The sequence below is a fragment of the Labrys sp. WJW genome, assembly GCF_001676615.1.
In the GTDB taxonomy this organism is placed as follows: domain Bacteria; phylum Pseudomonadota; class Alphaproteobacteria; order Rhizobiales; family Labraceae; genus Labrys; species Labrys sedimenti.
Genome location: NZ_LYXZ01000070.1, coordinates 21509 through 34136, shown reverse-complemented (window position 1 = coordinate 34136; position 12628 = coordinate 21509). Strand labels below are relative to the sequence as shown.

Sequence of the window (12628 nt, the reverse complement as noted above, 5' to 3'; positions counted from 1 at the left end):
CGACCTCAGGCCGACAGCGCCTGCGGAACGGCCAGGGAGGGCGTCGCTTCCAGCAAGGCGCGCGTATAGGCGTGCTGCGGCCGGTCGAAGATCTCGGCGACACTGCCCTGCTCGACAATCCGGCCGTCCTTCATCACCACGATACGGTCGGCGACCTGCGAGACCGCCGCCATGTCGTGCGAGATGAAGAGGCAAGCAAAGCCATGCTTGTCCTGCAGGCGCCGAAACAGTTCCAGCACCTGCTTCTGGATGGTCATGTCGAGCGCCGACACCGGCTCGTCGGCGACCACGAAAGCGGGATTGCGCACCACCGCCCGGGCGATGGCGACACGCTGGCGCTGGCCGCCCGATAGGGCATGCGGAAAGCGCTCCGCAAAACCGGCGAGCCCCACCTCGGCGAGGATGGCTTCCACCCGCTCACGCCGTTCCGCTCGCCCGAGCCGGGGTCCGTGGGACAGGGGCTCTGCAACGATGTCGCCGATGCGCTGGCGCGGATCGAGCGAAGAATAGGGATCCTGGAAGACGAGCTGGCAGTTGAGGCGGAAATCACGCCGGCGCTGCCGCTCCACCCCTGCCATCGGCTCGCCGCGAAAGGCGACCTCGCCGCCAGCCAAAGGCAGCAAGCCGATCATCGCCCGCCCCAGCGTGGTCTTGCCGGAGCCCGAGCCGCCGACCACGGCCACCGCTTCGCCGGGACGCACGGCCAGAGACACGCCGTCGACCGCCAGTTTGGGCGGTGTCGACGAGAACATCCCACCGGACCCCGGAAAGCGCACGCTGACCGCACGCGCCTCGATCAGGGCCGGCACATCGGGAACCGGCTTACGGTTGTCCTCCCGCCTCGGCAGGGCATCGAGCAAAGCGCGCGTATAGGCCTGGCGCGGCCGGGTGAGTACCTCGGCCACGCCGCCCCGCTCGACCAACCGCCCGCGCTGCAGCACCACCACCTTGTGGGCATATTGGGCCACCAGGCCGAGATTATGGGTGATGAGCAGCACCGCCGTGCCCTCGGTCCGCGTGAGCTCCACCATCAGCCGGAGCACTTCGCGCTGCGACAGGGTGTCGAGCGCCGTGGTCGGCTCGTCGGCGATCAGCAATTTCGGCTTCAGCAGCATCACCGAGGCCAGCATGATGCGCTGGCGCATGCCGCCGGAAAACTGGTGCGGATAGGCGGTCAGGCAGCCCTTGGGATCCTTGATCTGCACGCGCTCCAGCATTGCGCAGGCCAGGCTGTCCGCTTCGGCCGCGCTGACCCTGCGATGCAGCATCAGCCCCTCGGCAAGCTGGGCGCCGATGGTCATGGCTGGATTGAGCGAGACCATCGGCTCCTGGAAGATCATGCCGATCGAGCCGCCGCGCAGCCGGCGCATCGCCTCGGCTCCGAGGCTGTCGACATCCCGCCCCTCGAACAGGACCTCGCCGGCGATGCGACGCACCTGCGGGGGCACCAGCCGCAGTGCCGAGCGCGCCGCCATGGTCTTGCCGCTGCCGGATTCACCGACCAGCGCCACGATCTCGCCGGCCCCGACATCGAAACTGACGTCGTCGAGGATGCGCAGGCCGCCGGGGCCCTCCATGGTGAGGCCCCGCACGCTGAGCAGCGGGTTTGCGACCGTCTCGTTCATCGCTGTCCCTCCATGCGCGGATCGAAGCGGTCGCGGATGGCATCGCCCATCAGGTTGATGCCGAGCAGCGTGAAGGCGAGGCATAGGCCGGGCGCGATGCCGAGCCAGGCCGCCCGCTCGATATAGGGCCGCGCTGCCGCCAGCATGTTGCCCCAGCTCGCCATCTCCGGCGGGGCTCCAAGGCCGAGGAAGCTGAGCGAGCTTTCCGACAAGATCACCCAGCCCAGCATCGAGGTCGCCAGCACGATGATCGGCGCCAGGCAATTCGGCAGCACATGCTTGACCATCGTCTTCCATTCGGAATTGCCGATCACGCGCGAGGCCTCGATATATTCGCGCTCGCGCACCGACATCACCGTGCCGCGCACCACCCTCAGCACGGAGGGGGTATAGGCGACGCCAAGGGCCAGCACGATCGCCCCGACGCTGTGGTCACGCCCGACGATGACGATGACACCGAGCGCCAGCAGCAGGCCGGGAAAGGCCAGCAGGGCATCGCTCACGACCATCAGGACACGGTCGGCCGTGCCCTTGAGATAGCCGGCGACGAGACCGAGCATGGTGCCGAACACCACGGCAAAGCCGACGGACAGGCAGGCGATACCCAGGCTGATCGATGCCCCGGCCATCACGCCGGAGAGCACGTCATGGCCATATTTGTCGGTGCCGAGCCAATGGGCAGCCGAAGGCGGCTTGAGCAGCGCGGTGAAATGCACCTTCATCGGCGGATAGGGCGTCCAGACCAGCGACAGCAGCGCCATCACCACCACGAGGCCGAGAAAGAGGCCGCCCAATACGGCGTTGAAGCGAAAACGGGGGATACGAAGCATGCTCATGTCGCCGAGACCCTCGGATCGAACAGCGGGTAGCACAGGTCCACCACCAGATTGACCAGCACATAGATCAGTGCCGTCATCAAAAGGCAGCCCTGGATCACGGGGTAGTCGCGCGAGAAGATCGAATCCACCATCAGCCGCCCGAGGCCCGGCAGAGTGAATACGGTCTCGAGCACCGCGATGCCGCCGAGCAGATTGCCGAGGGTGAGGCCGATGACGGTCCAGGTCGGCGCGAAGGCATTGGGCAGCACGTGGCGCAGCAGCACCCGGCTTTCCCTAAGGCCTTTCGCCCGGGCATGCATGACATATTCGAGCCTGAGCACCTCGATGGCGCTGGCGCGGGACATGCGGGTCAGCACGCCGGTCTCGATCAAAGCGAGCGTGGCGATCGGCAGGATCACATAGAGCAGGGCCTGGCCGGCATCCTGCGAGAAGGGCACATAGCCCACCACCGGCAGCCATTGCAGCTTCGAGCCGAAGACGAGCAGGAATATCATGCCAAGCCAGAAGCTCGGGATCGACAAGAGCAGCGTAGCGCTGGAGACGATGGCGAGATCGGCGGCCCGGTTCTGCTTCCAGGCCGCCAGCAACCCGCCCGGCACCGCCAGCAGGGCAGCCAGGAACACGGCGGCGAGCACGATGATGGCCGAGACCTTGAAGCGATCCACGATCAGGGGCAGCACCGCCTGGCCATTGGTGATGGACTGGCCGAGATCGCCCTGCAGCATGTGCTGGAGCCAGTACCAGAACTGCACCACGATGGGCTTGTCGAGCCCCATGGCGATGCGCAGTGCCTGGAGCTGGGCCTCGCTGGCATTGTCGCCGAGGGCGACCTGGGCCGGATCGCCCGGGATCAGGCGGACGAGCACGAAGACCATGACGGCAACGAGCAGGAGCGTCGGTATCGCCCACAGGATCCGGCGCGCCACATAAAGAGCCAGTGCTTTCATTGCTGAGCTACCTCGCCGAGCTGGACTATCCGGGCGCGCGCTATTTCAGCGTCACGCCCCAGCCTCGCGGCTGGCTGAGCGACCAGACCTCGAAGCCCTCGACATTGGCGCGCGTCGCCCCCTTAGCCGCGGGGTTGTAGAGCGCGATCATCGGCACGTCGGTGCGGAACATCGTCTCCATCTGGTCGATCAGCGCCTGCCTCTGGGCCTTGTCGGCGACCTGCGTGCTCTGCTTGAGCAGTGCGAGCGCGGCGGGATTGTCCCAGACCTTGCGAGGGGCCTTGGCCTTGTCGCCGCTGACCATGTCGAAGGACAGGGACGGGTCGAGCCGGGCCGAATAGGAGAAGGCCGCCGCCTGGTAGTCCCCCTTGGTGTAGTGGTCGAGCAAGGTCGCCCAGTCGAGCACTTCGAGCTCGATCTTGATGCCGGCCTCCTCCGCCATCGCCTGCACCAGCACGGCCATGTCATAGAGATATTGATAGTGCTTGGAGGTCAGCATCCGGATCGGCTGGCCCTTGTAGCCGGCCTCTGCGAGCAGCTTCCTGGCGGTATCGAGATCGCGCTCCGGCATCTTCGCCTCGGGTTCGCCGTAATAGGCCGAGCTGACCGGGATCAGCGAACGGTTGGGCTTGCCCTCGCCTTCGGTGACCGCCTGGACGAGCTGCGGCACGTCGAGCGAGAGGGCGAGCGCCTGCCGGATGCGCGGATCCGACAGCAGCGGATCCTTGACCTGGAACAGGACGGCGTTGAGCTCCATGGTCGGCTTGCTCTGCACCTTCACATCAGCGTTCGCGCGCAGTTCGGCCATGTCGGAGACGGCGATATCGGGAATGACGTCGATGCCGCCCGAAAGCAGGGCCGCCTTGGCCGCGGAGGGATCGGGAATGATCATGAAGCGCACGCCCTTGACCTTCGGCATCTTGTTGCCGGCATAGCCGTCGGGCTTGCCGGGCAAGGCCACATAGGCCTCGTTGCGGGATAGGTCGATATACTGGCCCGGCACCCAAGCCTCGAACTTGAACGGGCCAGTGCCTACCGGCTTGATCCACTTGCCGTCGGCACCGACGGAGCTGCGCGCATAGATGCCCGTGCCGCCGCAATCGACGCGCGCCAGCGTGGTCAGGAACAGGGCCGTCGGTTCGGCCAAGGTGAAGCGCACGGTGAGCGGATCGGGCGCCTCGACGCCGGTGACCTTCATGCGCCCGCTGCCGTCGAATTCCGGCAGGCAGCGCCAATTGTTCTGCGGCGCCATGTAGCGCTGCCAGTCGAACACCACATCCGCGGCGGTCAGCGGCGTGCCGTCATGGAAGGTGACGCCCTTGCGCAACTTGAAGGTGTAGCTGCGCCCATCCGCCGACGTCTCCACGTTCTCCGCCAGCATGGGGCCGACGGAGGCATCCTCGCGGAAGGCGACCAGCCCCTCGAGCACGTTCATCACCACGGCGTCCGAATTGGCGTCGCGATTGATGCCGGGATCGGTAGAACGGATATCGGCATTGAGCTGGATACGCAGCACATCCTGCGACTGGGCCGCAGCCGGCGCCGCAACCAGCAGCCCGAAAGCAGCCGCGCCGCGGGCGAGGGTCCGAAGGTTGGTCATGTCAGTTCCCCATGCGATTTATCGTCGGGATGGTGGGATGAGCCGGGCGGTCTGCGCCGCCTCGGCGGATCAGGCAGCGTGCCGGGGCCGGATGCCGCTGCTCGGCACGTGGATGTTCATATCGAGGCAATAGGTTTCGAAACTGCGATTGAGGGCCGGCAGCATCGCCACCTCCATCACGCCGAGCGCCGGTTCCATGGCGATCATGGCCACCGTCGCCGACAGATTGGTGGTGCCCTCCCGGTGCGGCGGGCGGCAGACGGCCCAGGGCGTCTCGAAATCGTCGAACAAGGCTGCCTTGACATGGTCCATGGTGACGGCGCCGAGATGGGGCTCGATCAACGCCCTCACCCTGAGGTCGCGATAGAGCGAGTCCGGCGTGTCGGCGATGCCGCGATCCATCAGCTTGGACAGGGCGACCGGGCTCTGGAAATGATTGGCATGCACGATCAGCCCGGCCTGTGGCAGCACCTGGAAGGTCTCGTCGGGAGCGCATTCGAAGTCGATGGCGATGCCGTTGGCCTGGGCCACGATCATGTTGTTGGCGGCCGATTTCGGCGTGGCATAGACGGCATGCATGGCAAGGGCCAGCCGCTTCTGCTCCAGGACCTTGCGCCGGATCAGGGCCAGCGGCACGCCGAGCTGGCGATAATCGCGATCCGTTTCCAGATAGTTGGCGGTGATGGAGATGCCGGCCGAATTGAAGCCGCTGCGCGCAAGCCCGCCCGCCTCGGTGAAGGTGAGGATGTCGGGGCCCTCTTCGCTGCGAATCTTCAGGACGACCGCCGTCTCGGCGCATTCGGCCTTCCAGTCCCAGTTCTGCGCATGGAGCAGGCGGCCCGAGGCGGTCGCCTGCGGCAGGACGACGGCGCCGGTGCAGCCATCGGCCTCAAGCGGCGCGACGATGCCATTCTCCCGCATTTCGGCAAGCTTGAGAATCTCGGTCCGGGCATTCAGGAGCACGATGGCCGCATAGGGAAGCCCGGCCCCCTCGGCGATGCCATGCATTTCATCGATATAGGCCGGGGCGAAATCGCGGATGGTCGGCTCGAAGCGCGAGACCAGTTCCTCCACTTCGGCCCAGGGCAGCCTGGCCGCCTCCAGCTGCGCCGAGTAGTGCTCGATGCCATGCCGGATGCGCGCGGAGGCCTGCTCGCCATATTGCCGCCCTCGCTCTCGCGGAGCACCGGAAACCTCGATCAGGGGAAGCGGCAGGACTCGCGGCTGATAGGAGACCGGGCCTTCACCGTTTCGCGAACTCATTTTCCACCATCTCCCACTTTGCATCTGACCGTGATGAAGGCCGAGCCTTCATTGTCGCAGCGGGACCTGATACATCAGGAGAGATCAGGTCCACGCATCAAAAATTGTATTTTGTGATTACATGAAACAATCTGAGTTGGATGTCAAGGAGCCGTCGACACGCTTGCGGCAGGATCTGCTCGACCGCATCGTGCGCCTCATCCACGACGAGGCGATGCAGCCGGGCGCAAGGCTGAACGAGAACCGCCTCGCCCAGGAACTCGGCGTCTCCCGCACGCCGATCCGGGCCGCCCTCGACCAGCTCGCTGCAGGGGGATTCGTCGGGCGCCGGCCCAACCGGGGCGTAGAGCTCATCGCCCTGCCGCCACCGCCCGCGCCGCCACCGCCGCGCAGTGTCGATCTCGACGACGAGTTGCTGGTACGCATCGCCCACGACCATGAACGCCAGAGCCTGCCGCTCAATATTTCGGAAGCCGAGTTGATGAAGCGCTACGGCGTCAGCCGCCAGCGCGTGCGGGACGCCCTGGCCCGGCTGGAGGAGCTCGACATCGTCGAGCGCAAGGCCGGCTATGGCTGGCATTTCGCCGATTTGCTGCGGGATGACGGCGCCAACCAGGAAAGCTATCGTTTCCGCATGCTGGTGGAACCGGCCGCCATTCTCGAGCCCGGCTTCGGGCTCAGGCCGGAATGGGCGGAGGACATGCGCGAGCGCCATGCCGCCGCCCTGGCGACCGCGCGCGCGGGCCAGTGGAGCGCCTCGGCGAGCATCGCCTTTTTCGAAACCAACGCCGCCTTCCACGAGGGCATCGGCGCCGCTTCCGGCAACCGCTATTTGGCCCATGCCATCCGCCGCCAGTCAAGGTTGCGGCGCCTGTCGAACTATGACTGGACCTATGGCAGGGACCGCGTCGAGATCTCCTGCCGCGAGCATATGGAAATCCTGGAAAGGCTGGTGGCAGGCGATTTCGAGGTCGCCGCCGCGCTGATGCGCCGCCATCTCCAGAATGCCAGCCTGGTCTAGAATCTCACAGGAAGTACGTGGCTTTAATAAGCACGAAAGACACCAAACACGCCTGATCGCCCTGCGTTCCCCGACCATGCTATGAAGACAGTGCAGCCAATCCAGAGTGAGCCATGCCCAATCCCGTCCGCACCATCGAACATCTGACGATCACGATGCCCGATGGCGTCAGGCTGGCGGCGCGCCTGTGGCTGCCGGAAGGAGCGGAGACCGCGCCTGTTCCCGCCATCCTGGAATATATCCCCTACCGCAAGCGCGACGGCACGCGCTCGCGCGACGAAGCCATGCATGGCTGGTTCGCGGCGCATGGCTACGCCGCCATCCGCGTCGACATGCGCGGTTCGGGCGACAGCGAAGGCCTGCTCGACGACGAATACCTGCCCCTGGAACAGGAGGACGCCTGCGCCGTGATCGCCTGGATCGCGCAGCAATCCTGGTGCGACGGCAAGGTCGGCATGATCGGCAAGAGCTGGGGCGGGTTCAACGCCCTGCAGGTCGCCGCACGCCGGCCACCAGCCCTGAAGGCGGTGATCAGCGTATGCTCCACCGATGACCGCTATGCCGACGACGTGCATTTCATGGGCGGCGCCCTGCTGGCGGACAATCTGTGGTGGGGCTCGGCGATGATGGCCTGGCAGGCCTTGCCGCCCACGCCCTCGCTCCATGGCGAGGGCTGGCGCGAAGCGTGGGAGCAACGCCTCGACCACCTGCCTTTCTTTCCGGCGATCTGGGCCAGCGAACAGCATCGCAACGCCTATTGGCAACAGGGCTCGGTCTGCGAGGACTGGTCCGCCATCGCGATACCCGTCTTCGCAGTCGGTGGCTGGGCGGATGCCTATTCCAATGCGATCCCCCGCCTGCTCGAACACCTGCCGGGCCCGCGCCTCGGCCTGATCGGCCCTTGGGCCCATCACTACCCGCATCAGGGTCTGCCCGGCCCCGCCATCGGCTTCCTGGAGGAGGCCCTGCGCTGGTGGGATCACTGGCTCAGGGGGCTGGACAACGGCATCATGAACGAACCGATGCTGCGGGCCTATATGCAGGAGCGCGGCACCTCGGACGAGGGCCGTAACGGCCGCTGGATCGGCGAGGCGTCCTGGCCCTCGCGCCTGATCAGCCGGCGGCCGATGTTCCTCTCGCCGGGCCAGCTCTGGTGGCGACCGGCACCGGCCTCGGAGCTTGCTATCCGCTCGCCGCTGTGGTGCGGCGCCGGCGGCGGCGAATGGATGAGTTCCGGTCTGCCGGGCGAAGCGCCCGCCGACCAGCGCCTCGATGACGGCCTGTCCCTCGTCTTCGATTCCAAGGAGCTCGCCGACCGCACCGAGATCCTCGGCGCGCCGGAGCTGGTACTGGAAGTCGCTTCCGACCAGCCCACGGCGCAGATTCATGTACGGCTCTGTGACGTCGCGCCAGACGGCTCCTCGGAGCGCGTCTCCTATGCCATCCTCAACCTCACCCATCGGGATGGCCACGCCGAGCCCAAGTCCCTGACTCCCGGCGTGTTCGAGACGGTCCGGATCAGGCTCAACGACTGCGCCCATGCCTTCGTCGCCGGCAACCGCATTCGCCTGTCGATTGCAACCTCGGCCTGGCCCATGGCCTGGCCCGCGCGCAACCAGGCGGCCCTGACGGTCCGCACCGGCGAGGCCGCCCTGATCCTGCCGGTGCGCCGGCCGCGGCGCGAGGATGCCGCCCTCGCCTTCCCGCCCGTCAGCATGGCCGAAACCGGCCCGGTCCGTTCGAGCCGCCCGCCCCAGGCCGAACGCAGTTTCAGCCTCGACCTCATCGAAGGCACGGCCCATCTCGTCGTAGATGGCGACGCCTTCGGCTCGGCACCGATGCGTTTTGAAGAAATCGCCACCGATTTCGCCCATAGACTGCGCCGGGAATTCTCGATCCGCGACGGCGAACCGCACAGCGCCTGCCAGACGGTGACGCATCATTGCACGCTCACCTGCGACGGCATCGAGTTCCGCATCGAGGCCGAAGCCCGCATGATCGCCGATGACGAGAATTTCGAGATCAGCGCCCGGATCCGCGCTCTGCAGGACTGGGTCGAGATCGCCGATCGCAGCTTCCACGAGGTAATCCCGCGCCGGCTGGTGTGAGGGACCGGACACAGGTGGCTAAGGAGTTTCAGGGGGTCATTGCGAGCACAGCGAAGCAATCCAGCTTTGCCGCACACCTCGCACAGGATTGCTTCGCTGTGCCCGCAATGACGCGTTCCTCTCCTCTCAAGCAGCCTGCTTCAGTAGGAAGGCATCGTGGCGGACGAGGAAGGCGCGCAGGCGATCGGGATAGTCGGGCGTAACAGCCGCGCGCACGCTGGGGCGGACCGACAGGGCCTGTCGCCAGGCTCGCACACGCGGCAACCCTGCGAAAACAGCGGTATCGGCGAGGGCGTCGAACAGGTCGAAATAGCGGAAGATCGGCGCATGGACGGCATCGACCAGGCCGAAGGCTTCACCGGCGAAATAAGGACCGTTGCCCAGCACCTCCTCCACTCGGGCAAACTTGTCTGCAACCCTGGCACGTGCACGCTCATAGCCCGCCGCATCGGTGGCCGTCTCCAGGCCCCAGAGATCGGCGAGGATGGCAGACCCGAACTCCATCCATCCCCGATGCCGGGCTCGCTCCAGCGGATCGGCGGGATGCAGGTTGGGCCCCTTCACGGCCTCCTCGACGAATTCGCAGATGACGTTGCTCTCGAACAGCACGGCCTGTGGCTGCTCCATCCGCTCCACCAGCAGCAAGGGCACCTTGCCGAGCGGGGATAGAGCCGTGAACCAGTCGGGCTTGGCGGCAAGATCGATGAAGCGCCGTTCGAACGGCGCTCCCTTCTCCATCAGCGCGATCGCCGCGCGCTGCACATAGGGGCAGAGATGGTGGCTGACGAGCGTCAGCCCGGCGGGGTGGGACCCGGTGCTCATGCCGCCACCTTCATGCCTTCCGCCTGCATGGCGGCCTGCACGGCGGGACGAGCCCCGACGCGAGCCATGAAGGCACGGATCGCCGGGAAAGGCGCAAGGTCCACCTTGGTGTAGGGCGACCAGCCGACGATGGTGAAGAGATAGGCATCGGCGGCGGTGAAGGTCCCGCCCAGCAGGAAAGGACCACCTTCGCCCAGATGATGCTCGACGGTCGCGAGGCGCTCGGCGATCTTGATGCGGGCGACATCCTGGGCCTGCGTGCCATATTCGGGATGGAAGAGCCACGGGCTGTACATCTTGTGCAGTTCCGAGGCGATGAAGTTGAGCCAGGACTGCAAGCGGGCACGTTCGACCGTGCCTGCGGCCGGGGCGAGGCCGCTCTGAGGCTCGAGATCGGCGAGATATTGGCTGATCGCCGCGCCCTCGGTCAGCACCGATCCGTCGTCGAGCCGCAACGCCGGCACGTAATGGTTGGGATTGACGCTGGTATAGTCCACGCCCTGCTCGGTCACATGCGGCGTCTTGCGCAGGTCGACGCGTTCGAGCTCGAGCGCAATCCCGGCCTCCTTCGCCACGATATGAGGGGCGAGCGAGCAGGTACCGGTGGCATAATAGAGTTTCATGTTCCATTTCCTTTCAGTCGAAGCAATCGTCCATCGGCTGGGCCGAACGGCGGATCGACTGGAAGGTTAGGACAATGCAACGACGCATGACTAATTGGCTTTTCACCAGTCGCACTTGCGTGACTGCAAGCATCTAAGATGCTATGCAGGCGGCATGGACGACTGGAACGAATTGCGCCTGGTGCTGGCGATCCAGCGCGCCGGCAGCCTCACGGCAGCGGCGAAGGCCCTGACGATCGATCACTCGACGGCCTTCAGACGCCTCAACGCCCTGGAAGCGCGCCTGGACCTGCGCCTGTTCGAGCGGCTGCCCGGAGGCCTCTACCAGGCGACGGCCGCAGGCGAGCGCATGGCCGTTGCCGCCGAGCGCATGGAGGACGAGGCGCTGGCCCTCGACCGCGACATCACCGGCCGTGACCACCGCCTTTCCGGCCGGCTGCGCGTCACCTCCTCGGAAACCCTCGCCTATAGCCGGCTGACCCAACACCTCGCCGGCTTCCGCCGGGCCCATCCGGGCATCGTGGTCGAGCTGGCCATCGACAACCGCGTGCTCAGCCTGTCGCGCCGCGAGGCCGACATCGCCTTCCGGCCGGTGCGGCCGAGGGAAGGCGATCTGTGGGGCAGGAAGCTCGCCGGCATGGCCTGGACCTTCTATGGCGTCCCGGCGCTCGTGGCAGCCAATGGCGGGCCGGCGTCCGCCGTGGCGGGACTCGACGGCCAGACCTTCGTCGGCTGGCAGGAGGCCACGGCTGGCATCCGGGCCGCCGATTGGCTGGCGCAACACCTGCCGGCTGACGCCGTCGCCTATCGTTCGAACAGCCTGGTCAACCAGGCAGTCGCCGCCAAGGCCGGCCTCGGCCTTGCCCTGCTGCCCTGCTATCTCGGCGACAGCGATCCGGACCTCATCCGTGCCCTCGCCGAACCGATGCCTGAACTAACGGGCGAATTGTGGATCGTCACCCATGGCGACCTCAAGAACACGGCCCGCATCCGCGCCTTCTTCGATCTCGTCGGCAATGGCCTGGCCGCCGAGAAGCGCTTGTTCGAGGGTCATGGCGTTCCAGCCGTGGCAGGTACGGTCAGGACATAAAGGAGCAAAACCGCTTGCACAGTCCTGTGCCGAATAAACATCACCCTGCCGCTGGCTCGGTCTTGCGCCTTGGCGTCAGCCAGGAAGCTGTGATGGACGTGGTATAGTACCAATAAGTGGTATATATTGGTGCTAACTTGGAGGAGCGAACATGCAGCGCAACACCTCGGTCTCCTTGGGAGATCACTTCGTGACCTTCATCGACGAACAGGTCGGCTCGGGCCGTTACGGGTCTGCTAGTGATGTCGTACGTGCCGGGCTGCGTCTGCTCGAAGAACAGGAAATGCGACTTCAAGCCCTGCGCGACGCTTTGATCGCCGGCGAGGAGTCCGGACCTCCCAAACCATTCGACGGTGAGGCCTTCCTCAAACGGTTGCATGACAAGCATGCCGGATAGAGTCAGCCGCTATCGGCTCACGCCTCTGGCCGAAAGCGATCTTGAGGAAATCTGGCTTTATACGCTCCGAACGTGGTCTCGCGAGCAGGCCGACAGCTATTTTCACACACTTGTGGTAGCCTTCGAGGGGCTGGCCGCCGGCACAAAAACCGGCCGCCTCGTTGAGATCCGGGAAGGTTATCTCAAATACAATATCGGCTCGCATGTCGTATTCTATCGCCAAGCGGGGCAAACCATCGACATTATCCGCATATTGCATCAGCGCATGGATATCGGCCGGCATCTGTAGATAA

12 protein-coding genes are annotated in these 12628 nt (G+C 65.8%); 5 read left to right on the top strand and 7 right to left on the bottom strand.

The window, feature by feature from the left end; all coding sequences use genetic code 11:
• Positions 1-5 precede the first annotated feature (5 nt).
• From BA190_RS31655 to BA190_RS31635, 5 genes are all read right to left on the bottom strand, one after another.
• Positions 6-1625: an ABC transporter ATP-binding protein gene (locus BA190_RS31655; RefSeq protein ID WP_068297876.1), complete on the bottom strand. Its 1620-nt coding sequence runs from the start codon at positions 1623-1625 to the stop codon at positions 6-8.
• Positions 1622-2446, bottom strand: coding sequence for an ABC transporter permease (locus BA190_RS31650; protein ID WP_371260447.1), 825 nt, complete (start codon positions 2444-2446; stop codon positions 1622-1624). Before BA190_RS31650 ends, BA190_RS31655 begins: the two co-directional genes overlap by 4 nt.
• A gap of 11 nt (positions 2447-2457) precedes the next feature.
• The gene (locus tag BA190_RS31645) at positions 2458-3402 is read right to left on the bottom strand and encodes an ABC transporter permease (RefSeq protein ID WP_202908564.1); all 945 of its coding nucleotides are present in this window, start codon (positions 3400-3402) and stop codon (positions 2458-2460) included.
• A gap of 49 nt (positions 3403-3451) precedes the next feature.
• Positions 3452-5011 carry an ABC transporter substrate-binding protein gene (locus tag BA190_RS31640; RefSeq protein WP_068297864.1) on the bottom strand — a complete coding sequence of 520 codons (1560 nt, stop codon included), beginning with the start codon at positions 5009-5011 and terminating at the stop codon, positions 3452-3454.
• 69 nt (positions 5012-5080) lie between these two features.
• Positions 5081-6274 carry a C45 family peptidase gene (locus BA190_RS31635; protein WP_068297861.1) on the bottom strand — a complete coding sequence of 398 codons (1194 nt, stop codon included), beginning with the start codon at positions 6272-6274 and terminating at the stop codon, positions 5081-5083.
• A gap of 163 nt (positions 6275-6437) precedes the next feature.
• Between BA190_RS31635 and BA190_RS31630 the strand changes: the two genes are divergently transcribed.
• Together BA190_RS31630 and BA190_RS31625 are read left to right on the top strand one after the other, a co-directional pair.
• Positions 6438-7295, top strand: a complete 858-nt coding sequence (locus BA190_RS31630) for a GntR family transcriptional regulator (protein ID WP_245315019.1) — start codon at positions 6438-6440, stop codon at positions 7293-7295.
• Between the two features lie 113 nt (positions 7296-7408).
• The gene (locus BA190_RS31625; RefSeq protein WP_068297855.1) at positions 7409-9403 is read left to right on the top strand and encodes a CocE/NonD family hydrolase; all 1995 of its coding nucleotides are present in this window, start codon (positions 7409-7411) and stop codon (positions 9401-9403) included.
• 126 nt (positions 9404-9529) lie between these two features.
• Here the strand turns inward: BA190_RS31625 and BA190_RS31620 are convergent, their stop codons facing one another.
• Both BA190_RS31620 and gstA read right to left on the bottom strand, forming a co-directional pair.
• A complete protein-coding gene (locus tag BA190_RS31620) occupies positions 9530-10225 on the bottom strand; it encodes a glutathione S-transferase family protein (protein ID WP_068297852.1) in 696 nt (231 codons plus the stop codon).
• Positions 10222-10848, bottom strand: a complete 627-nt coding sequence (gene gstA, locus BA190_RS31615; RefSeq protein ID WP_068297850.1) for a glutathione transferase GstA — start codon at positions 10846-10848, stop codon at positions 10222-10224. The genes BA190_RS31620 and gstA overlap by 4 nt, the downstream gene beginning before the upstream one ends.
• Before the next feature lie 154 nt (positions 10849-11002).
• Between gstA and BA190_RS31610 the strand changes: the two genes are divergently transcribed.
• The 3 genes from BA190_RS31610 to BA190_RS31600 all read left to right on the top strand — a co-directional run bounded on the left by BA190_RS31610 (position 11003) and on the right by BA190_RS31600 (position 12624).
• On the top strand, positions 11003-11938 hold the full coding sequence (locus BA190_RS31610) for a LysR family transcriptional regulator (RefSeq protein ID WP_068297848.1): 936 nt from the start codon (positions 11003-11005) through the stop codon (positions 11936-11938).
• A 151-nt stretch (positions 11939-12089) separates the two neighbouring features.
• Complete coding sequence (locus tag BA190_RS31605; RefSeq protein WP_068297845.1) at positions 12090-12335, top strand: type II toxin-antitoxin system ParD family antitoxin; 246 nt, start codon at positions 12090-12092, stop codon at positions 12333-12335.
• Positions 12316-12624 (top strand): type II toxin-antitoxin system RelE/ParE family toxin, encoded by a 309-nt coding sequence (locus BA190_RS31600; protein ID WP_245315018.1) that lies wholly within the window; start codon positions 12316-12318, stop codon positions 12622-12624. Before BA190_RS31605 ends, BA190_RS31600 begins: the two co-directional genes overlap by 20 nt.
• Positions 12625-12628: the final 4 nt, after the last annotated feature.

Bases quoted from the DNA above. Each gene is read 5' to 3' on its own strand.
- BA190_RS31625 (WP_068297855.1), top strand. From the start codon at position 7,409: ATGCCCAATCCCGTCCGCACCATCGAACATCTGACGATCACGATGCCC.
- BA190_RS31635 (WP_068297861.1), bottom strand. From the start codon at position 6,274: ATGAGTTCGCGAAACGGTGAAGGCCCGGTCTCCTATCAGCCGCGAGTC.
- BA190_RS31610 (WP_068297848.1), top strand. From the start codon at position 11,003: ATGGACGACTGGAACGAATTGCGCCTGGTGCTGGCGATCCAGCGCGCC.
- BA190_RS31655 (WP_068297876.1), bottom strand. From the start codon at position 1,625: ATGAACGAGACGGTCGCAAACCCGCTGCTCAGCGTGCGGGGCCTCACC.
- BA190_RS31600 (WP_245315018.1), top strand. From the start codon at position 12,316: ATGACAAGCATGCCGGATAGAGTCAGCCGCTATCGGCTCACGCCTCTG.
- BA190_RS31640 (WP_068297864.1), bottom strand. From the start codon at position 5,011: ATGACCAACCTTCGGACCCTCGCCCGCGGCGCGGCTGCTTTCGGGCTG.
- gstA (WP_068297850.1), bottom strand. From the start codon at position 10,848: ATGAAACTCTATTATGCCACCGGTACCTGCTCGCTCGCCCCTCATATC.
- BA190_RS31620 (WP_068297852.1), bottom strand. From the start codon at position 10,225: ATGAGCACCGGGTCCCACCCCGCCGGGCTGACGCTCGTCAGCCACCAT.
- BA190_RS31605 (WP_068297845.1), top strand. From the start codon at position 12,090: ATGCAGCGCAACACCTCGGTCTCCTTGGGAGATCACTTCGTGACCTTC.